At 37.4% G+C, this 22,772-nt stretch carries 28 protein-coding genes; 6 read left to right on the plus strand and 22 right to left on the minus strand.

Features of this window, described 5'->3' with window-relative positions:
- Positions 1–4: 4 nt before the first annotated feature.
- The 18 genes from rplR to F3J23_RS08090 all read right to left on the minus strand — a co-directional run bounded on the left by rplR (position 5) and on the right by F3J23_RS08090 (position 8,864).
- The gene (gene rplR, locus F3J23_RS08005) at positions 5–358 is read right to left on the minus strand and encodes a 50S ribosomal protein L18 (protein ID WP_034694689.1); all 354 of its coding nucleotides are present in this window, start codon (positions 356–358) and stop codon (positions 5–7) included.
- A 15-nt stretch (positions 359–373) separates the two neighbouring features.
- On the minus strand, positions 374–919 hold the full coding sequence (gene rplF / locus F3J23_RS08010) for a 50S ribosomal protein L6 (RefSeq protein ID WP_167026792.1): 546 nt from the start codon (positions 917–919) through the stop codon (positions 374–376).
- A 17-nt stretch (positions 920–936) separates the two neighbouring features.
- Entirely contained in the window at positions 937–1,335 is a 399-nt protein-coding gene (gene rpsH / locus F3J23_RS08015) for a 30S ribosomal protein S8 (protein ID WP_034694686.1), read from the minus strand.
- A 146-nt stretch (positions 1,336–1,481) separates the two neighbouring features.
- Positions 1,482–1,751 carry a 30S ribosomal protein S14 gene (gene rpsN, locus F3J23_RS08020; RefSeq protein ID WP_002983233.1) on the minus strand — a complete coding sequence of 90 codons (270 nt, stop codon included), beginning with the start codon at positions 1,749–1,751 and terminating at the stop codon, positions 1,482–1,484.
- A gap of 3 nt (positions 1,752–1,754) precedes the next feature.
- On the minus strand, positions 1,755–2,306 hold the full coding sequence (gene rplE, locus F3J23_RS08025; protein WP_065400324.1) for a 50S ribosomal protein L5: 552 nt from the start codon (positions 2,304–2,306) through the stop codon (positions 1,755–1,757).
- Positions 2,307–2,319: 13 nt separating this feature from the next.
- Positions 2,320–2,646, minus strand: coding sequence for a 50S ribosomal protein L24 (rplX, locus tag F3J23_RS08030; protein WP_002983229.1), 327 nt, complete (start codon positions 2,644–2,646; stop codon positions 2,320–2,322).
- Positions 2,647–2,667: 21 nt separating this feature from the next.
- A complete protein-coding gene (gene rplN, locus F3J23_RS08035; RefSeq protein WP_002983226.1) occupies positions 2,668–3,036 on the minus strand; it encodes a 50S ribosomal protein L14 in 369 nt (122 codons plus the stop codon).
- Between the two features lie 2 nt (positions 3,037–3,038).
- Entirely contained in the window at positions 3,039–3,293 is a 255-nt protein-coding gene (rpsQ, locus tag F3J23_RS08040; protein ID WP_042720938.1) for a 30S ribosomal protein S17, read from the minus strand.
- Positions 3,294–3,305: 12 nt separating this feature from the next.
- The gene (rpmC, locus tag F3J23_RS08045) at positions 3,306–3,491 is read right to left on the minus strand and encodes a 50S ribosomal protein L29 (protein ID WP_034694678.1); all 186 of its coding nucleotides are present in this window, start codon (positions 3,489–3,491) and stop codon (positions 3,306–3,308) included.
- Positions 3,492–3,503: 12 nt separating this feature from the next.
- Complete coding sequence (rplP, locus tag F3J23_RS08050; RefSeq protein WP_167026795.1) at positions 3,504–3,929, minus strand: 50S ribosomal protein L16; 426 nt, start codon at positions 3,927–3,929, stop codon at positions 3,504–3,506.
- 98 nt (positions 3,930–4,027) lie between these two features.
- Entirely contained in the window at positions 4,028–4,777 is a 750-nt protein-coding gene (gene rpsC, locus F3J23_RS08055; protein ID WP_034694675.1) for a 30S ribosomal protein S3, read from the minus strand.
- Between the two features lie 7 nt (positions 4,778–4,784).
- Complete coding sequence (gene rplV / locus F3J23_RS08060) at positions 4,785–5,183, minus strand: 50S ribosomal protein L22 (RefSeq protein WP_047096818.1); 399 nt, start codon at positions 5,181–5,183, stop codon at positions 4,785–4,787.
- A 2-nt stretch (positions 5,184–5,185) separates the two neighbouring features.
- A complete protein-coding gene (rpsS, locus tag F3J23_RS08065; RefSeq protein WP_002983209.1) occupies positions 5,186–5,464 on the minus strand; it encodes a 30S ribosomal protein S19 in 279 nt (92 codons plus the stop codon).
- Between the two features lie 2 nt (positions 5,465–5,466).
- Positions 5,467–6,288, minus strand: coding sequence for a 50S ribosomal protein L2 (gene rplB / locus F3J23_RS08070; protein ID WP_167026798.1), 822 nt, complete (start codon positions 6,286–6,288; stop codon positions 5,467–5,469).
- 22 nt (positions 6,289–6,310) lie between these two features.
- Positions 6,311–6,601, minus strand: a complete 291-nt coding sequence (gene rplW / locus F3J23_RS08075; protein WP_045491154.1) for a 50S ribosomal protein L23 — start codon at positions 6,599–6,601, stop codon at positions 6,311–6,313.
- Positions 6,602–6,604: 3 nt separating this feature from the next.
- Positions 6,605–7,234 carry a 50S ribosomal protein L4 gene (rplD, locus tag F3J23_RS08080; RefSeq protein ID WP_105683332.1) on the minus strand — a complete coding sequence of 210 codons (630 nt, stop codon included), beginning with the start codon at positions 7,232–7,234 and terminating at the stop codon, positions 6,605–6,607.
- A complete protein-coding gene (gene rplC / locus F3J23_RS08085) occupies positions 7,225–7,851 on the minus strand; it encodes a 50S ribosomal protein L3 (protein WP_167026801.1) in 627 nt (208 codons plus the stop codon). The genes rplD and rplC overlap by 10 nt, the downstream gene beginning before the upstream one ends.
- 251 nt (positions 7,852–8,102) lie before the next feature.
- On the minus strand, positions 8,103–8,864 hold the full coding sequence (locus F3J23_RS08090) for a DeoR/GlpR family DNA-binding transcription regulator (RefSeq protein WP_167026804.1): 762 nt from the start codon (positions 8,862–8,864) through the stop codon (positions 8,103–8,105).
- 116 nt (positions 8,865–8,980) lie between these two features.
- Here F3J23_RS08090 and F3J23_RS08095 point away from each other — a divergent pair, with 116 nt between their 5' ends.
- The 6 genes from F3J23_RS08095 to F3J23_RS08120 all read left to right on the plus strand — a co-directional run bounded on the left by F3J23_RS08095 (position 8,981) and on the right by F3J23_RS08120 (position 17,756).
- Positions 8,981–10,579 (plus strand): glycerol-3-phosphate dehydrogenase/oxidase, encoded by a 1,599-nt coding sequence (locus tag F3J23_RS08095; RefSeq protein ID WP_167026807.1) that lies wholly within the window; start codon positions 8,981–8,983, stop codon positions 10,577–10,579.
- Between the two features lie 10 nt (positions 10,580–10,589).
- Entirely contained in the window at positions 10,590–12,086 is a 1,497-nt protein-coding gene (gene glpK, locus F3J23_RS08100; protein ID WP_167026810.1) for a glycerol kinase GlpK, read from the plus strand.
- A gap of 24 nt (positions 12,087–12,110) precedes the next feature.
- On the plus strand, positions 12,111–12,842 hold the full coding sequence (locus tag F3J23_RS08105) for an MIP/aquaporin family protein (RefSeq protein WP_167026814.1): 732 nt from the start codon (positions 12,111–12,113) through the stop codon (positions 12,840–12,842).
- A 15-nt stretch (positions 12,843–12,857) separates the two neighbouring features.
- Positions 12,858–13,658: a hypothetical protein gene (locus tag F3J23_RS08110; protein ID WP_194303845.1), complete on the plus strand. Its 801-nt coding sequence runs from the start codon at positions 12,858–12,860 to the stop codon at positions 13,656–13,658.
- A gap of 292 nt (positions 13,659–13,950) precedes the next feature.
- Complete coding sequence (locus tag F3J23_RS08115) at positions 13,951–14,922, plus strand: hypothetical protein (RefSeq protein WP_167026817.1); 972 nt, start codon at positions 13,951–13,953, stop codon at positions 14,920–14,922.
- Positions 14,923–15,032: 110 nt separating this feature from the next.
- Positions 15,033–17,756, plus strand: coding sequence for a hypothetical protein (locus F3J23_RS08120; protein WP_167026820.1), 2,724 nt, complete (start codon positions 15,033–15,035; stop codon positions 17,754–17,756).
- Between the two features lie 52 nt (positions 17,757–17,808).
- On the opposite strand, the gene F3J23_RS08125 is transcribed toward F3J23_RS08120, so the two are convergent.
- From F3J23_RS08125 to F3J23_RS08140, 4 genes are all read right to left on the minus strand, one after another.
- Positions 17,809–20,040, minus strand: coding sequence for a zinc-dependent metalloprotease (locus F3J23_RS08125; protein WP_167026823.1), 2,232 nt, complete (start codon positions 20,038–20,040; stop codon positions 17,809–17,811).
- A 154-nt stretch (positions 20,041–20,194) separates the two neighbouring features.
- Complete coding sequence (locus tag F3J23_RS08130; protein ID WP_167026826.1) at positions 20,195–20,686, minus strand: low affinity iron permease family protein; 492 nt, start codon at positions 20,684–20,686, stop codon at positions 20,195–20,197.
- A 100-nt stretch (positions 20,687–20,786) separates the two neighbouring features.
- Positions 20,787–21,983: a PepSY-associated TM helix domain-containing protein gene (locus F3J23_RS08135; protein ID WP_167026828.1), complete on the minus strand. Its 1,197-nt coding sequence runs from the start codon at positions 21,981–21,983 to the stop codon at positions 20,787–20,789.
- A 154-nt stretch (positions 21,984–22,137) separates the two neighbouring features.
- Positions 22,138–22,755 carry a hypothetical protein gene (locus F3J23_RS08140; RefSeq protein WP_167026830.1) on the minus strand — a complete coding sequence of 206 codons (618 nt, stop codon included), beginning with the start codon at positions 22,753–22,755 and terminating at the stop codon, positions 22,138–22,140.
- Positions 22,756–22,772: the final 17 nt, after the last annotated feature.

The raw sequence follows: 22,772 nt of genomic DNA on the forward strand, positions 1-22,772 counted from the left end.
ATGATTAGAATTTAAGTCCTCCTTCTCTTGCACCATCAGCTAGAGCTTTTACTCTACCGTGGTAAACAAAACCGTTTCTGTCAAATACAATACTTTCGATTCCTGCAGCGATAGCTTTAGCAGCGATAGCTTTACCAACAGCAGCAGAAACTTCAGTCTTAGTACCTTTAGCGTCTACACCTTTTTCTCTAGAAGAAGCTGATGCTAAAGTTTTACCATTTTTATCGTCGATTAACTGAGCGTAAATTTCCTTATTACTTTTGTATACAGATAATCTTGGCAATTCAGAAGATCCAGAGATTTTCCCTCTTACTCTTCTTTTGATTCTTATTCTTTTTTCTAATTTACTTAATGCCATAATACTTATAATTTATTAAGCAGATTTACCAGCTTTACGTCTAACAATTTCTCCTACGAATCTTACACCTTTTCCTTTGTATGGCTCAGGCTTTCTGAAAGAACGGATCTTTGCAGCTACCATTCCTAGAAGTTGGTTGTCGTGAGACGTTAAAGTAATAATTGGGTTTTTACCTTTTTCAGTCAATGTATCAACTTTTACTTCGCTAGGAAGTTCTAATACGATACCGTGAGAGAATCCTAAAGCTAACTCAAGTTTTTGACCTGCGTGTGAAGCTCTATATCCTACCCCTACTAGTTCTAGTTTCTTTTCGAAACCTGCACTTACACCAACAATCATGTTGTTGATTAACGCTCTGTATAAACCGTGAAGCGCTTTGTGTTGCTTAGTATCAGATGGTCTGTTTACGTTCAGTTCTCCATCTTTTTGTTCTACAGTAATTCCTGCTGTAAGCTCTTGAGAAAGTTCTCCTTTAGCTCCTTTTACAGTTACTACACCGTTGTTTTCAGTGATTGTAACTCCAGCTGGAATTGTTATAATTGCTTTACCAATTCTTGACATTTTCCTCTGATTAAAAATTAATAAACATAGCAGATTACTTCACCGCCTACTTTCTCTTCTCTAGCTTTCTTGTCAGTCATTACTCCTTTAGAAGTAGAGATGATAGAAATACCCAAACCGTTTAGTACTCTTGGAAGTTCAGTTGAACCTTTGTACTGTCTCAAACCTGGTCTAGAAGCTCTTTGGATAGACTTGATAGCTGGTTTGTTGGTTTGCTTATCGTACTTTAAAGCGATTTTGATCACTCCTTGAACAGCGTTATCTTCAAACTTGTAGTTTAAGATATACCCTTGATCAAATAGGATCTTAGTAATCTCCTTTTTGATTTTCGATGCAGGAATTTCCACCACTTTGTGGCCTGCGCTTTGTGCGTTCCTTACTCTTGTTAGGAAATCTGAAATTGGATCTGTTACCATTTTTCTTTTATAAATTATTGGTTAAAGAACAATCAGTTTTGCAAAGACTTGAAGAGTAAAATATCAGACGTCAGAAATCTTCGGTCTGATATTTTTATCTTTAGTATCTGAACAACTTAATTGTTCCGATTTTTAATTAGTAATTATTACCAACTAGCTTTTCTTACACCTGGGATAAGACCGTTGTTTGCCATTTCTCTGAAAGTTACTCTGGAAATACCGAACGTTCTCATGTATCCTCTTGGTCTACCTGTTAGTTTACATCTGTTGTGTAATCTTACAGGAGAAGCATTTTTAGGCAATTTTTGAAGTCCTTCGTAATCACCAGCTTCTTTAAGAGCTTGTCTTTTAGCAGCGTATTTAGCAACTAGTGCTTCTCTTTTGCGCTCACGCGCTTTCATTGATTCTTTAGCCATTTCTTAGTTCTTTTTAAATGGTAAACCGAAGTGAGTTAATAATGCTTTAGCTTCTTTATCTGTCTTCGCAGTAGTAACGAAAGTGATGTCCATCCCTTGGATTTTTTTCACTTTGTCAATTACGATTTCAGGGAAGATAATTTGCTCAGTGATACCTAGGTTATAGTTACCTCTACCATCGAAACCATCAGCTTTGATTCCAGAGAAATCTCTGATACGTGGTAAAGCAGAAGAAGTAAGTCTGTCTAAGAATTCATACATTTGATTTCCTCTTAGGGTAACTTTTGCACCTACTGGCATACCTTTTCTCAATTTGAAAGCAGCTTCGTCTTTCTTAGAGATCGTACCAACAGCCTTTTGACCAGTGATATTTGTAAGCTCTTCTACAGCATAATCAATGATTTTTTTGTCTGCAGTAGCATCACCTAAACCTTGTGATACAACGATTTTCTCTAATTTAGGTACTTGCATTACTGACTTATACCCGAATTCTTCCATCATTGCAGGAACAATTGTTTCTTTATATGCTTTTTTGGGTCTTGCTATATATTCCATGTGTTATTTAAAATTATAAAGTTTCACCCGTTTTTTTGTTGATTCTTACTTTCTTATCTCCTTCGATTTTGTAACCTACTTTGATAGCTTTTCCGTCTTTACCAACTAAAGCTACGTTTGAGATATGAATAGAAGCTTCTCTTTCAACGATTCCTCCTTGAGGATTTGAAGCTGAAGGCTTAACGTGCTTTTTGATGATGTTAAGTCCTGCAACAACTACTCTAGGGTCTCTTCCTTCTTTCTTGATCACTTCAATAACTTCACCAGTCTTACCTTTGATATCTTTCTTACCAGTAGTAATGATTACGTTATCTCCTCTTTTTATTTTTAACTTTGACATTTCTTTAAAAAATTTTAAAAATTAAAGTACTTCAGGAGCTAATGAAATGATTTTCATATATTCTTTGTCTCTCAACTCACGAGCAACTGGTCCGAAAACACGCGTTCCTCTCATTTCTCCCGCTGCGTTTAGTAATACACAAGCATTGTCGTCGAATTTGATGTATGAACCATCTTTTCTTCTTACTGCTTTTTTAGTTCTTACTACTACAGCTTTAGATACCTGACCTTTTTTAGCGTTTCCTGATGGTGTAGAATCTTTGATCGTAACAACGATTTTATCACCAACTGAAGCATATCTTCTTCTGGTTCCTCCCAGAACTCTGATAACTAGTACTTCTTTTGCACCTGTATTATCAGCAACTTTTAATCTTGATTCTGTTTGTAACATTATTACTTAGCTTTTTCAATGATTCTTACTAATCTCCATCTCTTATTCTTGCTCAAAGGTCTAGTTTCTTGGATCAAAACTGTATCTCCTTCTGTGCATTCGTTGTTCTCGTCGTGTGCAGTATATTTTTTCGTTTTCAAAACGAATTTACCGTACATCGGGTGCTTTACTCTTGTAGTTTCACTAACAACAATAGTTTTTTCCATTTTATTGCTGGAAACCACTCCGATTCTTTCTTTTCTTAAATTTCTATCCATTGTAAAATGAAATTATTGTTTGTTAGTTAACTCAGTGTTTAGTCTTGCGATTGTTTTTCTCAAATCTCTGATTTGAATCGGGTTTTCAATTGGGCTGATTGCATGAGCCAATTTCAATTTAGAATATTGAGCTTTTGCTTCAGTTAATTGAGCTTGAATATCACCCGCGCTTAAATTTTTAATATCAGCATTTTTCATTGTATTCAAAGATTATAGAGGTTTAACAAAATCGTTAGCAACGATGAATTTAGTAACTACTGGTAATTTTTGTGCAGCAAGTCTTAAAGCTTCCTTAGCGATTTCGTAAGATACTCCTCCGATTTCGAACATAATCTTACCTGGTTTTACTACAGCTACCCAATATTCAACAGCACCCTTACCTTTACCCATACGTACTTCCGCTGGTTTCTTAGTAATTGGCTTATCTGGGAAGATTTTGATCCATAGTTGACCTTCTCTCTTCATGTATCTTGTAGCAGCAATACGAGCCGCTTCAATTTGTCTTGCAGTGATCCAAGCTCCTTCCGTTGCCTTGATCCCAAAAGTTCCGTATGCAAGTTGACTACCTCTCTGGGCATTCCCCTTCATCTTCATCTTGTGAACTCTACGGAATTTGGTTCTTTTTGGTTGTAACATAATTTCTAAATTTTAGATTTTAGATTTTAGATTTTAGATTTTTTTTAATTTTAAAAAAGTAACGGTAATTTAAAATTCAAAATTTCTAATCTAAAATTTTAATTATTATTGTTATTGTTGTTGTTTTTTCTAGGTCTTCTGTTGTCTCTGTCTCCTCCTCTGTTTCCTCTGTCTGACTGACCTCCTTTTTTCTGTTGTCCCACTAGTGGAGAAAGTTCTCTTTTACCGTAAACTTCCCCTTTCATGATCCAAACTTTTACCCCTAGTCTACCGTAAGTAGTGTGAGCTTCTGCCCAGTGGTAATCGATATCAGCTCTGAAAGTTGACAATGGAATTCTTCCTTCTTTGAAAGATTCTGATCTTGCCATTTCAGCTCCGTTCAATCTACCAGAAATCTGAACTTTGATACCTTCAGCACCCATTCTCATAGTACTTGCCATTGCCATTTTAACAGCTCTTCTGTAAGAAATTCTGTTTTCAATTTGCTTAGAAATACTATCAGCAACTAATACAGCATCTAATTCAGGTCTTTTGATTTCGAAGATGTTGATTTGAATATCCTTACCAGTCAATTTCTTCAACTCTTCTTTTAATTTATCAACTTCCTGACCTCCTTTACCGATGATAAGTCCCGGTCTAGCAGTAGTGATTGTAACTGTTACTAATTTAAGTGTTCTTTCAATATAGATTTTTGAAATACCACCTTTAGATAATCTAGCCTCAAGGTATCTTCTGATTTTGTAGTCTTCAGCGATTCTGTCTCCATAATCGTTTCCACCAAACCAGTTAGAATCCCATCCTCTGATGATACCTAATCTATTACCAATTGGATTTGTCTTCTGTCCCATACCTTGATTAATTTTCTTTATTACCTAAGATTAATGTAACGTGGTTAGATCTTTTTCTGATTCTGTACCCTCTACCTTGTGGAGCTGGTCTTAGTCTCTTCAGTTGTCTTGCACTATCCACGAAGATTTCTTTAACGATAAGGTTAGCTTCTTCAATATCCGCACCTTCGTTTTTAGTCTGCCAGTTTGCCATAGCAGAAAGAAGTAATTTCTCTAACTTGTTAGATGCATCCTTCTTAGAATATTTTAGGATATAAAGAGCTTTATCTACCTGCTCTCCTCTAATGATATCAGCAACTAATCTCATTTTTCTTGGAGAAGACGGGCAATTATTTAATGAAGCTTTTACAACGTCTTTGTTAGCTTCTTTTCTTGCGATTGAACTATCTTGTTTTCTTGATCCCATGATTATCTGCTTCCTTTGTTTTTGTTACCACCATGACCTCTGAAAGATCTTGTTGGAGAAAATTCGCCTAACTTGTGACCAACCATGTTTTCTGTAACATATACAGGGATAAAAGATTTCCCGTTGTGCACAGCAATAGTTTGTCCTACGAAGTCCGGAGAGATCATCGATGCTCTAGACCAAGTTTTGATAACTGTCTTCTTACCAGACTCTATATTTGCCTGAACCTTCTTATCTAAAGTATGATGAATGAACGGTCCTTTCTTAAGTGATCTTGCCATAATTATTTTCTTTTAGATACGATGTAACGGTTAGACACTTTGTTTTTCTTTCTAGTTTTGTAACCTTTAGCTGGTTTACCGTTTCTAGATCTTGGGTGACCTCCTGAAGAACGTCCTTCACCACCACCCATTGGGTGATCTACTGGGTTCATTACAACCGCTCTTGTTCTTGGTCTTCTACCTAACCATCTGCTTCTACCAGCCTTACCTGATACAGTTAATTGGTGATCTGAGTTGGAAACTGATCCAATCATTGCCATACATTCAGTAAGGATCATTCTTGATTCTCCTGAAGGTAATTTGATGATTGCATATTTACCGTCTCTAGAAGTCAATTGAGCTGAAGAACCAGCACTTCTTGCTAAAATTGCACCTTGACCAGGCTTCATTTCAACACAAGAAATTACAGTACCTAAAGGAATGTTTTTCAACTTCATTGCGTTACCTACATTTGGTTCTACGCTTTCACCAGAAATTACTTTCTGATCAACTTTGATACCGTTTGGAGCGATGATATATCTCTTCTCTCCGTCAGCATACTCAAGTAATGCGATAAATGCAGTTCTGTTTGGATCGTATTCTACAGATTTTACAGTGGCTTCAACGTTTGCTTTGTTTCTTTTGAAGTCAATAATTCTGTATTTCTTTTTGTGTCCACCTCCGGTGTAACGCATGGTCATTTTACCTGTTTGGTTACGTCCACCTGACTTTTTAATACCAACTGTTAGAGATTTCTCTGGTTTGTTGGTAGTAATTTCCTCAAAATTGTTTACAATTCTGAATCTCTGTCCCGGGGTGATAGGTTTTAATTTTCTAACAGACATTACTATTATTTATAATTAATAATTAATTTACAGCAAAAATATCGATAACCTCACCTTCAGCAAGTTTGATTACCGCTTTTTTCAATTTGTTTGTCTTTCCTACTTGAAGACCTTTTTTAGTGTATTTTGAAGAAACCTTCGGAGCATAAATCATTGTGTTAACGTCTGCTACTTTTACACCGTAAGCTGCTTCAACAGCCTTTTTGATCTCGATCTTATTCGCCTTAGGGTTAACTAAGAAAGAATAAGTACCTCTTAAATCTGTAAGGTAGTTAGCCTTTTCTGAAATAACTGGTTTAATAATAACTGACATGACTTATTTCTTTAAATTTTCCTGGAATTTTTCAACTGCACCTTCGAAGAAAATAATCTCACCAGCGTTAACTAAATCGTAAGAACTGATCTCGTTGAAGTTCATTACTTTAGTTTTAGGTAAGTTTCTTGAAGATAAATACACATTCTTGTTAGCTTCAGGAAGAACGAATAAAGACTTCTTACCGTTAAGTTCCAATGCGTTTAATACATTGATGAAATCTTTAGTCTTAGGAGCGTCAAAGCTCACATCTTCTAAAACTTTAATGCTGTTGTCTCTCATTTTTTGAGATAAAACAGATTTTTTAGCTAATCTCTTAAGAGCTTTGTTCAATTTGAATCTGTAGTCTCTTGGTTTTGGTCCGAATACTCTACCTCCACCTCTGAAAGTTGGAGATTTAATATCACCATATCTAGCAGATCCTGATCCTTTTTGCTTCTTAAGCTTTTTAGTAGAAGCAGTAATTTCGCTTCTTTCTTTTGCTTTATGAGTCCCTTGTCTTTGTGCAGCAAGGTACTGTTTAACTTCTAAGTAAACCGCGTGCTGATTTGGCTCAATTCCGAATACTGTTTCGTCTAGAGTTACTTTTCTTCCGGTCTCTTTTCCTGATGTATTTAATACTACTAGTTCCATTTTCTGATAATTACATAAGAATTTTTAGCTCCCGGAACAGCACCTTTTACTACTAAAAGATTTTGTTCTTGATCAACTTTTAACACTTGAAGGTTTTGAACAGTTACCTGCTTACCTCCCATTCTTCCAGCCATTCTCATCCCTTTGAATACTCTTGAAGGGTCTGAACCAGCACCGATAGAACCTGGAGCTCTAAGTCTGTTGTGCTGACCATGAGTTGCCTGCATTACACCTCCAAATCCGTGTCTCTTAACAACACCCTGGAAGCCTTTACCTTTTGAAGTTCCTGTTACGTCAACAAATTCACCTTCAGCGAATAAATCAACTTTTACTTCTTCTCCTACTTTTACTTCATCAACGAATTCTCTGTAGAATTCTACTAATTTAGCTTTAGGAGCAGAACCAGCCTTTTTAAAATGGCCAGCTAACGCTTTACCAACGTTCTTCTCACTCTTGTCATCGAAACCTAATTGAACAGCTTTATAACCGTCTTTTTCTATGGTTCTGACCTGTAAAACCGAGCATGGACCAGCTTGAATAACTGTACAAGGAATGTTTTTTCCTTCTTCGTTAAACAAAGATGTCATACCGATTTTTTTACCAATAATACCTGACATTGTTTATATTATAATAAAATTTATCCTTTATTTATCCCCATTTTTCGGAAGTCTGAAGTAATTTCTACTTTTGATATAGGCATACTACGCTCCTAAAATGAGTGTGCAAATTTATGAATAATTTTATTACTGACAAATATTTTGAGTAAAATATTTTGATTTTTAATCAATTAGATATTTTTGGGAAAATTCAGAGCCAATTTTCCCGCGTTTTATTTTGATTTTAAAAATAATGTAAAAAGAGGGTTAATTTATGTCAGTACATTCACCCCAACTTCTTCCAGAATAACTTTATCTTCATCAGAAATCCCATTATCCGTAATCAGATAATCAATCTGGTCCAGAGATGCTATTTTCCCGAAACCTTTTTTATTCAGCTTGGATGAATCAGCAAGAATAACCACCTTGTCCGAACACTCAATCATCGCCTGATTCAGATGTGCCTCTGCTGCATTGGATGTACTGATCCCAAATTCCGGATCAATACCGTCAACTCCCAGAAAAAGTTTATTGCACGAAAACTGCTTAAGAATACCTTCCGAAATAGAGCCAACAATAGAAGTGGAACTTTTGCGAACCTCTCCTCCCAACTGAATGATGTTAATATTAGGATTATTACAAAGTTCAATAGCCACCCGCAGAGAAGATGTCAAAACAGTAAGCGGTCCAAAATTCACCAGCATTCTTGCAAGATAATGCATAGTAGTTCCTGAAGCCAGAATAATACAATCATTTTCCTGAATCAATGATAAAGCCGTTTTCGCAATCGCCTGTTTGGCTTCTACATTAATATTCTCCTTCTCACCTACATTTTTCTCATAAGCATACCTCACCTGCTTGCTTGCTCCTCCGTGATTTCTGAAAAGTAGCCCTAAACTTTCAAGATAGTTCAGATCCTTTCGAATCGTAACCGAAGAAACATTCAGTTTTTCGCACAGATCCTGAACCAGAACATGACCTTTTTCGTTAAGCTCTTTTAATATTTCATCCTGCCTTGGTATAAGCTTTTCCATTTTATTCGTTTCCTCAAAATTATCGTTTTTTTCTCAGATTTTAAAATTTCATTTATTTTCTTTTTGCTTTCATTTTTAATTTATATATTTGAAAACGAAACATAAACGAAACATTTATGAAACGAAACGAAGAACTCAATACATTAACCCAAGTAAAAGAATGGGACTTTATAGTCATAGGAGGAGGAGCCAGCGGTTTAGGTTCAGCATTAGATGCAGTGAGCAGAGGATTCAAAGCTTTACTACTTGAATCTCATGACTTTGCAAAAGCAACATCCAGCAGAAGCACCAAATTGGTGCATGGTGGAGTAAGATATCTTGCTCAGGGAGATGTCGGATTAGTAAAAGAAGCACTGAAAGAAAGAGGCTTATTAGCGAAAAACGCAGCACATATCGTAAAAAACCAGTCTTTCATTATTCCCAACTATACATGGTGGGGCGGTATCTATTATAAAATAGGATTATCCGTTTATGACTTTCTTGCAGGAAAACTAAGTTTGGGTAAAACGAAATACATCAGCAAATCAAAAACCATTGAAAAACTTCCTACTATTGAACAAAATCATTTAATGAGTGGTGTTGTTTATCAGGACGGGCAGTTCGATGATGCCAGATTAGCCATAAACCTAACTCAAACTATCATTGAAAAAGGAGGAAGTGCTATCAATTACATGAAAGTAATTGGCCTTTTGAAAAATGATGCCGGAAAAATTATCGGGGTTACAGCAGAAGATCAGTTTACCCAACAGCAGTATCAGATCCATGGAAACGTAGTAATCAATGCAACCGGGGTATTTACAAATGATATTCTTAACATGAACAACCCTAAGCATGGAAAATTTGTAGTTCCAAGCCAGGGAATTCACTTAGTGCTGGATAAATCATTTCTGAAAAGTGATGATGCCATCATGATTCCGAAAACATCGGATGGAAGAGTTCTGTTTGTTGTCCCATGGCACGACAGAGCATTGGTAGGAACTACGGACACTCTTTTAAAGGATGAAAGCTTTGAACCTCGTGCTTTGGAAGAAGAGATCAGCTTTGTTTTGAATACAGCAAGACAATACCTTGCCAAAAAGCCTACCCGAGAAGACGTAAAATCTGTTTTTGCAGGCTTACGTCCACTTGCAGCCCCTAAAGACGGGAGCAAAAACACAAAAGAGGTTTCCCGAAGCCACAAAGTCATCACTTCCGAAACAGGACTCGTTTCCATTATCGGAGGAAAATGGACTACTTATCGTAAAATGGCTGAAGACACCGTAAACGAAGCCATGAAAGTTCACAGGCTGGGTAATTCACCATCAAAAACAGAACATCTTTCAATTCATGGGAATATGAAACCTGAACAGGTGGACAGATCCAATCATTTATATGTTTACGGTTCTGACATCCCTGCAATAAAATCATTACAGAACAGCAATCCGCGATATGCACAGAAAATCCATCCGGACCATCCGTTTACCGTTGCAGAAGTGGTTTGGGCAGTGAGAAATGAGATGGCAGAAACTATTGAGGATGTTTTGGCAAGAAGAGTTCGTATGCTGTTCCTGGATGCAAGAGCCGCAATAGACAGCGCCCACAACATAGCACGGATCATTGCTGAGGAAAAAGGATATACTGAAGAATGGGCACAGAATCAGGAAAATGAGTTTATCGAGCTCGCGAGGGGATATTTACTGACTCCTTATTCACCTAAAGTTATCAACCTAAATTAACACTACATATATGAATGAAAAGTTAATTCTCGCTTTAGATCAGGGGACAACTTCCTCCAGAGCGATCTTATTCAATCACAGTGGAGAAATCAAGTATGTATCTCAGAAAGATTTCAGACAAATATTTCCTACTCCGGGCTGGGTAGAACATGATCCAAACGAAATATGGTCATCTCAGATTTCCGTAGCCGCAGAAATTATTGCAAAAGCAGGAATATCCGGACTTGAAGTTGCCGCCATCGGAATCACAAACCAGCGTGAAACAACCATTGTCTGGGACAAAGAAACCGGGGAACCGATTTATAATGCCATTGTATGGCAGGACCGAAGAACATCCAAATATTGTGATGAACTGAAAGAACAAGGTCATACCGAAACCATTAAAGAAAAAACAGGACTTGTACTTGATGCTTACTTTTCTGCAACCAAACTGAAATGGATCCTTGATAATGTAGAAGGAGCAAGAGAAAAAGCCGCTGCCGGAAAGCTATGTTTCGGTACGGTTGATACCTGGCTTGTATGGAAGCTTACCCGCGGGAAGATGTTTATCACCGACGTTTCCAATGCCAGCAGAACAATGTTGTTGAACATTCACACTTTAGAATGGGATAAAGATCTGCTGGAGTTATTCAACATTCCTGAAAACATCCTTCCGGAAGTAAAACAAAGCAGCGAAGTATACGGAGAGACTGCCACTACCCTGTTTTCTACAAAAATTCCGATCGCAGGGATTGCCGGAGACCAACAGGCCGCACTATTCGGACAGATGTGCATCACTCCCGGAATGGTAAAAAATACTTATGGAACAGGCTGTTTCTTATTAATGAATACAGGAAAAGAAGCTGTTTTATCTAAGAATAATCTCCTTACCACTGTGGCATGGAAGATCAACGGAGAAGTTAACTATGCATTGGAAGGAAGTGTATTTGTGGGAGGTGCGGCTATTCAATGGTTAAGAGACGGCTTAAAGCTGATTCATTCTTCAGAAGAGGTGAATGACCTTGCCTCTACCGTTGAAGATAATGGCGGAGTTTATTTTGTACCTGCACTTACCGGCTTAGGAGCGCCTTATTGGGATCAGTATGCTCGCGGAACTATTGTAGGTATCACCCGCGGAACTACAGACGGCCATATTGCAAGAGCAACACTGGAAGGAATTGCATTCCAGGTGTATGATATTGTAAAAGCAATGGAAGCTGACTCCGGAAGAGCAAGTCTTGAATTAAGAGTGGACGGAGGTGCTTCCGCAAGCGATCTTCTGATGCAGATACAATCTGATATTTTCGGATTTAAAATCACAAGACCTGAAACACTTGAAACTACAGCATTAGGAGCTGCTTATCTGGCAGGACTTGCCGTGGGATACTGGAAAAGTGTGGACGAAATACAGGCCCAATGGATCGTTGATAAAGATTTCCATCCTCAACTTGAAAAAGAAAAGGTTGAAAAAATGATCCATTCCTGGAAAAGAGCTGTTTCCCGTGCTCAAAATTGGATCGAAGATTAATCTCCTCACTTTAAAAATACATCTATGACTCCATTTATTGCAGAAGTAATCGGAACGATGCTTCTTATACTATTAGGCAACGGTGTGGTAGCCAATGTTGTCTTAAAAGATACCAAAGGAAATAATTCCGGATGGATTGTTATTACTACCGCATGGGCATTAGCCGTTTTTGTGGGAGTAACCGTTGCAGGGCCAATAAGTGGAGCCCATCTGAATCCTGCCGTAACTATTGGTCTTGCTGCTGCAGGAAAGTTTTCATGGGACCTGGTACCGTCTTATATTGCGGCTCAAATGATCGGGGGAATGTTAGGAGCTTTCCTGGTATGGCTTTTTCACAAAGATCACTTTGCGATTACGGAAGATGAGGGAGCGAAACTGGCCTGCTTCAGCACTACACCTGCTATCAGAAAGACTTCTTCAAATCTGATCAGTGAGATTATCGGAACTTTTGTGCTTGTATTTGTTATTTTTCATTTTTCAGATCCGAGCGTTTCCTTACAGACGGACCCTCATGCGAAGATTGGACTGGGCACAGTAGGAGCCATTCCTGTTACATTTCTGGTTTGGGTAATCGGGTTATCTCTTGGCGGAACTACAGGATATGCTATTAATCCTGCCAGAGATCTTGCTCCAAGAATCATGCACGCTATTCTTCCTGTAAAGGGGAGCAGTGACTGGAGCTATGCATGGATTCCGGTGATAGGCCCCATTACTGGAGCTGTGATTGCTGCCCTTTTATATATGGTTTTAAAATAAAAACAAAGAATACAGATGATGAAAGCATTAAAAGGGATTCTGCTGCTGATTTTAGGCACCGGAAGATTACTTTCACAGGAAAGCACAGAAACCAAGGAAGGAAGACTTGATTTTACAGCCAATATTCAGAACAACCATTTATGGAGAGGCCTTATTATTACAGATAAACCTGTTGTAATGGGAAATCTTTCCTACGCATTAGATGCTGAAAAAAAATGGAAAGTAGGAATCTGGGGAGCTTCGGCTTTGGCTGATGATAAAGACAATACACATTATAAGGAAATCAATTATTATATTCAGTATTCTAACGGACGTTTTTATATTGGGTTATGGGATCTTTATAATTCAAGAAACATTAATACTGCTGTAGCTGCAGATGATATTTTCAGTTATTCGCAGAGAAGAACCGCTCATATTATTGATTTAAGAACCAACTATACTTTCGGTCCGTCTTTTCCGATTAATATCGAAGCAGACATTATGCTTTACGGAGGTGCCAACGCGGGAGAAGTTATTCTGAATCAGGACGGAACATATAAAAAGAACAGGTATTCTACCTATATTCAGGCAAGTTACCCCGTCATCAGCGGACAGAAAGTGAATCTGGATGCTTTTGTAGGAGCCGGCTTTGCTCTTAATGATAAAACCTTTCTGTACGGGAACGGCAAAAACAGTTTTGACATTGTTAATGTAGGCGTAAAAGCAGGAAAAGTGATTAAGATCACAGAGCATTACAGCCTTCCCGTTTCTATGATGGCGATGTGGAATCCTTCTAATAAGTTCGCAAGGATACAACTTGCAGCAACAGTTTTTTAAATGGAACTTTAATTATATGATACAACAGCTGCTCCTTATGGAGTGGCTGTTGTTTCTTTGAAAACCACCCCGTCAAATCTTCGATTTACCTCCTCCAAAGGAAGGGAATAGGTAAATCAACAACAGCAAACTATTCATTTTAAGGTTGAGAACAAAGCCAATATAAAATCAGCAATCACCGGGATTTTACGGTTTCAGTATTGATCAAATATTTTTAATTTTGAAGAAAATAAGGAGCTTATTTTCTATGTTCTTCAGAAAAAAGATGTGACTCCAAGAGTATTTAATATCAATGAAAATTTTAAAAGCTTTATTCTTCCTTTTCTTTGTTATTTCCTGCGGCGGGAAAGAGGACCATCCTTACACTTTTTATTACTGGAAAACTCACCTGAAACTGGATACTGAAGAGAAAAAAGCATTAGATAAGGCACCGTCTCCTTTTTTGTATACACGTTTTTTTGATGTGGACAAAGCCAACGGAAAGTTTCAGCCGGTAGCCGTTATTACAAAAAACAAAAGTTTTCAGACTGACAAACTGATTGTCCCAACTGTCTTTATCACTAATCAGACCTTATTGGGTATTTCTTCGGAAGAGATTACATTTCTTGCAAAAAGCATTCATGATTTAATTCTGAAGAAAACCGAAGCATATCACCTTAAAACCAATAATGAAATTCAGATTGACTGTGACTGGACTGCGGGAACCCGAAATGATTATTTCAAATTCTTAAAGGAGCTGAAAAGAGTTTCCGGAAAAGATATAACCTGTACTCTAAGGCTTCATCAGGTGAAAGATAAAAAGCAAACCGGAATTCCACCAGTGGAAAAAGTATATCTGATGTGCTACTCTACTTCATCTCCGCTGGAAAATTCTGATAAAAATTCGATCCTTGATGTAACCATTTTAAAAAGTTATCTTTCTAAGCTTGAAGAGTATCCTATTAAAAAAATTGAAGTGGCATTACCTATTTATTCCTGGGGAATTGTTACCAATCACCTGGAAAAGCATAAGCTGATCAATGCTCTATCTGTAAAAGACCTTGAAAATCCCAACTTTAAAAAGATCTCAGACCATGAAATTGAAATCATGAAAGATGGTTTTTACTTCGGAAATTATCTGAACAAAGGCTTCAGAATAAAAGTAGAGGAAATATCTGAGGAACAGCTAGAGGATGTTATCCGATTCTTACAGAAAAAAATCCCAAATTTTAATATTATTTATTATCAATTAGATAGTAAATTTGTGTTAGATAGAAGATTGTAAGCCCTTTACAGATAGGCAGCCCCCTTAAACATTAAGATCACAGCTGCTTATTTGTTCAAATTTTGATTATAAACGACACTATAAAAAATTAAAAACACACCACACATCCTATGAAAAAGTATATTCTTTCACTTGCCGTTGCATCACTTTTCTACACGAAATCTGACGCTTGCGCCTGGTCGGATCCTGATTATGATTATTTCAATCTTTTCACCCAGAGCATCATAAAGGATAAGTCTTACCTTCCTTTTCTACACAGTTATTCTTCGAGGTTCTACGGTGGTTACAATCCCTCACTGATTCCTGACGATAATATCGAAACATGGAAAAAGTATTTCAACAATCAGCTTAGCTATGCAGATACAAGCAATCTCGTATACAAGATAGGCATCAATGACCTTAATGCTTTAAAGAAAGGCACTCCAACAAATCCACTGTTACAGAAGCTGGGAACAGGATTTTACCAAAAATACAAAGAAGGCATAGATTATCTGATTGAGGCTAAATACCTGGAGCCTTATATGAGTATTAATTATATTGAAAGCGAAAATTCATTTTATTACGACAGAGATGCTAACAGAGCGAATGCAACTTCTCTCAACTATGACAAAACCATCGCTGCTCTGGCATCTTTATATAATGCAGCCAGAAATCCCGAGATCAAACAACGTTACGGATATCAGCTGGTACGCTTCAACCATTATACAAGAAACTACGACTCTGCTGCACAGGCATTCAAAACCTATGTAGAACCTATTAAACTAAAAAGCACGGTTTACTTTATGGCCCTGGATCAGCTTGCCGGAGCACAAAGAGGACTGGAAAAGAATAGTGATGCCAACTGGAACTTCTTCCAGGTTTTTATGAATAGTAAAGACCGTAAGGAATCTGCTTTTATTTCTATGAAACTTTCGGATACGGCTTCTTTCAGCAATATTATGAAAAGAGCAGGTACGAATGAGGAAAAGAACATGGCATATTTCCTTTTAGGTTATGAAGATTTCAACAATCCTATTCCTATCATGGAAAAGATGTATGACATTAATCCTGATTCTGAAATTCTGAAGGTAATGGCCGCCAGAAGCATCAATGAGCTTGAAAGAAGCTACCTTCCTACTTATTATTATACCTCGGATGCTGCACAAAAGACTTCTGCTAAAGAAAATTCTGCGGAAAATACTTCAAAAGACGGTTCAGCAGACAAAACAAACTCTGAGGTAAAGGAAGAGAAGCTTTCTTTATGGCAAAAAATCGTAAGGTTTTTCAAAAATCTCTTTGGAGGTTCTAAATCTGACAAAACAGGAAATAATGCCAAGAATGACCAGAGCGATGATGAACTTTTCAACAACCCGGACAGAATTCCATTCTACAATAGAACGGCTTATTACTATGATGAAAAAACACAGGACTTCCTTGACAGCCTGGAGAAATTCACGGATAAAACGAAAGAAAAATCTAAGGATGAATACTGGCAGATTGCAGATGCTTATCTTAAATTTCTGAAAAAAGACTACAAAGAAAGTACAGAAATTCTCAATGAGATCAAAACTACCAATCCTGAATATCTGGAAGAGATCAAAAGAATGAAAGTGCTGAACGACATTGTTTCCCAGCCTAAAATTGATGCTGCCTATGAAGATCATCTGATGAAAGATTATGCTGAATATTTTGTAGAGAAAAAGGTTGAAAAAGATACGGTTAATACAGAAAGGTATGACTATTACGGAGATGCTCCCTCTACGGCGGATTTCCTTAAAGATGTTATCGCTAACCGCTATTTCCTTCAGGGCGAAGATGGAAAATCCTTCCTGATGAACAATAAACTTTCCGACCTTCAGTACAATCCTAACTCCAGTCTGGTAAAGAGCGTTGAGGACTTTTACAGAAAACCGAACAAAACTCAATTTGAGCAGCAGATCATTGCCAAGAACATGGACAGCGTTGGTAATATAGATGCATTCTTCAGTACCATCTATGGAGACAGAGCCATGAGGCTTGCTGATTTTGAAAAGGCTAAATCTTATTATGAAAAAGCTCAGAAGTTCGCCGGAATACCAAGAGTAAATTACGACTGGACCGAAAAAGAAGGAGAAAAAATTACGCCTAAACAATACACAAGTGAAGAATACGATGGGTTTGATAATATTTCCAGCCTTGTCTTCGGGCATAATGTGTGGGAAAGTTTCGGAAGCCAGGACTCTGAAAGCATGAAAGCTGAAAACTACTCAGATTTCCCTTTCATCAAAGATAATATGAATAAACTTCAATTGACCGATGTTTTAATTCAGCTTAAGAAAATAGGAAACGGAAACGATGAAAAAGCCGCAAGAGCTAATCAGCTTATAGGAAACCTGTTATACAATACTTCTATTTTAGGATATTACAGACAGTTGTTCGTTATGGATATTGATAACAGTAACGGTGGAAAATATGATTTCTGGAACACCGACAGAAAGAACCCTTACAAATATTATTATAAGAACTTCCTGGATACGTCTTATATTGAACCTGATAATTTTGACCTTACTATCAGTTATTATCAAAAAGCACTTAAGCTTTCCAACAATAAGGAAGAGAAAGCCAGAATTCTTTTCCAGATGGCAAGTGCCGAACAGGGAAAATATTACCAGTACGAAGCTAAAAATCAGTTGAAATATGATTATTCCGATCCGAAATGGTCTGAAAAAGAGGATGCCCACCAAAAAGAACTGAACAACCTCAGAAACCAGAAGTACAGAACATATTTCGCTCAGCTGAAAGCGCAGTATTCTGATACCGAAACCACTAAAAATCTGATGGGAAGCTGCAGCTATTTTAATTATTTTATGAGATAATAAAAACAAAAACCTCTGATCGCTCAGAGGTTTTTTATTTTAAATTTAAAGTTTATTTTTTAACGAACTTGGTTTTGATATTTTCTCCGTTATTACTGATTGTAATGAAGTAAACTCCTTTTACCAGATTAGTCACATCAATTTTACCTTCTCCCACGGTTCCGGTTGCAACCAACTGTCCCGGTGCATTATAAATTTCATATGCTGATCTTGAAGAAACATTGGTAATATTCAATACATTTTCAACCGGATTCGGATAGATTTGAACAGATTTTACGTTTCCTGCTTCAGATACAGCTAATGTTGCTACCGTAGCACTTTTCACGGCATAGAATACATTTCCTATGGCTGAAACTCTGATATAAATTGTTTTGCCCGCCAAAGATGCCGGGATGAAAACACTTGCAGATCCGCTATTAGGAACTGAAACAGCCAGATCAGTCCAGGTTGCTCCTGCATCTGCAGTACAATCAATTTTCACATTAGCTACGTTGTATGGAGAAGCTGTGGTTCCTGAAACTGTCCATGCGATGGTTGAGTTAGTATTTGGAGTAAGAGATGTTGTATTTACTGTAAATGCTGCTGCTGATCCCACTACAATGGTTTGTGTTGCATAAGCAGTCTGTGCTTGTCCGGCAGGTTTATTATCCCTTACAGTGGCTCTGAACTTAGTTGTTCTGGCAACTGTGCTTGCCGCTTCAAAATCTGTTGTATTTTTTACAGCGCCTCCAAGTACTGTAGCCAGTTTAGGGAAATATCTTGTTGGATTAGATGTTGCCGGCCACGATCTGAAAGTTGCTCCGGATGATGTATTTCCAAGATTGGTCTTAGTAACTCCATTTGTCAAAGTACTTGCATCTACTTCCTCCCAGCTGTATGTCAGAGGATCATTATCCGGATCAGTAGCTGAGGCAGTTAATACAAAAGCTGTAGATTTCGGAATGGTATAGGTAGTATTCATTGCGGCAACCACCGGAGGGTTATTGGTGATAGGAGTTTCCACATCCACTGTTACCGTCGCCATATTAGCCTGAACCTGATCGATACTTACACTATGAAAATAGGGATCAGAATGATCTTGAAGATCCGTTGTTGTTCCTGTAATCCCAGCATATCCCATAATTGTTGAACCTGACCCCGGCTCAACTTCAACCCCTGTATTTTCTTTGAAACTGTAAGTGTGGTTATCTCCCAACTGGTGTCCAATTTCGTGAGCTACATAATCGATATCAAAGTTATCTCCATTAGGGTTATTATCTGCAGGTGACGTGATACCGCTTCCCTTATAGTTATTAGGAGAAATATAAGCATAGTAAGTACCGGCAGCGTTCTGACAGTCACTTTGCGCTGCCGTATAAGATGTTGTTGAAACATCATTACTTCCTATACAGCCTATACAGCCTGCATTTCCTCCCCCTCCTGTTGCTCCGAACAAGTGACCGATATCAAAGCCGGCATCGCTGACTCCATAAGTTCCGCCATGCAAAGTATTCATCAGCTCATAATTCCATTTACACATGTATTCGGAAGTACTATAAGGATCTGTATTCGCATCAGCAAAAATAAGATTCGGAGCATTAATCATTGTAAGGTGTATATTAAACTCCTGTTCGAAAATGGCATCTACCTTAGAAAGTGTTGCATTAATCTGTGTAAGGGCATTGGCTACTCCCCCAAAATGACTGGTATATTCACCGGTAACGGATAATGCTAATCTTAATGTATGGAATGTTTTATTTCCTGATTTCTCTGCTTCACCGTTTTTCATTAACTGCTGTAATCTGGCTACAGATTCTTTATCTTCTTTGGTAGAACATTTAAATGCATGCCCATTTTTACTGCTTTTTCCATGTATGGAATAATAAGACTTATCTGCTGTAGCCGGCTCAATAAATTCATATTTTCCGTCATGAATAATCATAGACTGGAAATCATTCGGAGCGACACTAAAGCGGATGTATTTGGAAGGGTCATCAAGTCCTACTCCTACATATGATCCAAGCTGATATTGCTTAGCCAGAGCTTCATCCATTACAGGAAAGCTATTCACGGTAAATCTTTCGATTTTTCCTGCTAAAGTAGGAATGCTGATTGTAACCGGAGATCCTTCTCCTGCCTTTGAGGCTCTGAGAAGCTGGGTTCTCACCTGATCAATATCAAGCTTATAATAAACTGAGCGATCACTTGTTTTTATGATCTTCTTATCGGGGACACCTTTTGCCCATTGTGCAGTTACGCTTGCTGCTAAAAACAACAAGGGTAAACAGAATAGTTTTTTATTCATGAGATTATTTTTTACCCAACAAATATATACACTTATTGAATATCATTAAATAAAACACACGATTTAATTAAGAATCCATACAAATACAGTAAATAAATAAAAAATATCAAGACCACACAATCGAAGACCGGCAGGAACATTCTTCAAAATTACTCTACTTTTTCTGCTCTTGTTTTTGCAGCCATTCTTCGTGTTTTCTTTTGAAAAACTCATGCTTATAGTCCTGATTTCTCTGGGCAGCATCTATGGAGTGGGAAGTATGGATATCTGCATCTTTTTTAGCAAACTGCGCAAGATTTTCGTAATAACAATGAAGCTGATCCAGTTCTTTTTCTGTAAGATCTTCAATATCTACAATTCTGTTGCTTGCTTTTTCGTGAGCGGCAATAAGTTCGTTCAGCTTAATCTGTATAGCTTTTGAATCCTTATTCTGAGCCTTCTGAATCAGGAATACCATTAAGAAAGTAATGATTGTGGTTCCGGTATTGATAACAAGCTGCCATGTTTCTGAATAATCAAAAAAAGGTCCGGAAACAGCCCAGACAATTACAATAAGCATAGCCCCGATAAAGGCATTCGCACTTCCTGTAAATTTCACTGCCCAGTTAGAAAATTTTTCAAAAAAATTACGATTCTTATGTTCCATAGTCTAAGTTATTTGATATAATAAATGTATAAAATAAACGTGAACCAATCATTAGAATATGAAAAACTAAGGTATATAAACTGAAAGGCGCTGCATTTTTCTATTTCATTTTTCTGAATCTGTGCCACCAGATCAAAAATCCTGTCACCGGCAGAGAGCAGCCTATAAGAGAAACTATAAAATAGAGAACAATACTTGGCAGCCCCATAATTTCTCCGGTATGTAAAGGCTTAGCCAATGCAGTAAACTGTTTATTCAGAGGTTTGTCTGAAAATAACTCTTTGGTTTTGAAGACTCCGGTTTTATCAAATGTTACTTCGTCCGGGAGCATCATTCCGAGAAAGTTCTGCCTGTTGGTTTTAATCACCACATATCTCGGATTGTCTTTATTAGGAAGCTCTATACTCGTAACTGCCTTGTAAGGGAGCTTTTGATTGGCGAGTTTTAAAATCTCATCAATAGAAGCTGAAGCTGCATCTTTCAGATTTTCTTTCTCACTCTGTTTCTGAAGCATATCTTCCAGAAGCCCTTCAAAAGCATTATCCCCGTTATCTTTTTCTTTTGAAATATTACTTATTGAACTGCCCCCCAAGCTTACAATAAGAGCATTTTTCACCCAGGGATAAGTGACATACAATCCGGTAACAGCCATAAAGAAGAGCATTAGAAAGGTGTAAAAACCGAGTGTATTATGAAGGTCATAGTTTAATCTTTGAAATTTTGCTTTAAGCATAACTGTTAATCCCTGTTTCAAAAATTTTAGTTTTTTCGGAAGCCAAAGAATCAACCCTGAGATCAGCAGCATACAAAACATCAGTACTGCAGCTCCTACAACCTGACGGCCGGCATTTCCCATCATCAGATTTCTATGGAGATCCAGAACCACTTCAAAGAACCGGCTGGAACTCACATCAGGCTGCCCAAGAATTTCACCTGTATACTGATTATAGTAAGTACTTTTATCCAGTTGGTTTTCGCGATAACCTATCACATAGCTTCGTCCTTTATCCTCAGGAATCAGTAAAGAAGTAAGTTCTCTATTCTGTTTTAAAAACTCAGCCTGGATCTGGCCTGGTTTTTTCACTGCCGTGGAAACTGGTGTGATATACACTTTATTTCTGTTGTTAAAATCTGTAATCTGATTTTTGAATGCATACAGACAGCCGGTAAGACACATCATAAAGACAATTATACTTGATAAAAGTCCCAGCCAAAGATGGATGAGCCACATCAGATATTTTGTAACTGATTCATTTTTTCTTCTTTTTCTGTAAAGGCTTTTAAATAATAACTTCATCAGGTGATAACAGCAAAAACATTAAGACAGCTGTACCGTCTTAATGTTTTTAGATATTAAAATTGATATGAATAAAAAAAATGTGTTTATATGGATGAGTATAAAAACAAGAATAATGATTGGAATAGGTTCCTCTCTTTAATTCCGGTCTTCATTACTTTCTTCCTTTGAACTGAACATCTTTCACAATCTCTTCAAATTTCGTGTAATGTTCAGGACTAAGTGCTTTCTGAATGGCAGCTTTTCTCTGCGCATCAAATTTCTCCCAGTATTCTTTAGCTAAATCATTGTTTCCGTGATACACATCGTGAGCGTCATTGAAGGCTTTTTCAAAAGCATCATTGGCCGCATTTACCATTTTGAATTCTTCTTCGGAAAGTTGAGCTTCAGTTTTGATTCTTTCCAATAAAGCATTATCATATCTCGGTCTTTTTCTGGAATTTTCATCAACAAATTTGTTGAATCTTTCCATTTGTGGTGCATCAAGAACTTTCGCCATTTCAAGAGACTGCTGAGCTCTCAGTTCTTCATTTTTGATCCCCAATGCTACACGGTCCATATTTCCTCCCTGAGCTTTAGCCGCCTGGAAGTTTTGTTCCTGAAGATCCTGATATTTTTTGGTGATCTCGTCGAAACTTTTCACCTGATCAGGGGTAAGCTGAACTTCAGTTTTGAACTGGTTATAATCTATTCCTTTCTTCTTATCTCCGGCACATGAAGCGAAAACAGCTCCAATAGCGAATGCGAATAATAATGATTTTAAACTTTTCATACTTTAATGATTGTGTA

It is taken from the genome of Chryseobacterium sp. Tr-659 (genome assembly GCF_011752975.1).
Taxonomy (GTDB): Bacteria; Bacteroidota; Bacteroidia; order Flavobacteriales; family Weeksellaceae; genus Chryseobacterium.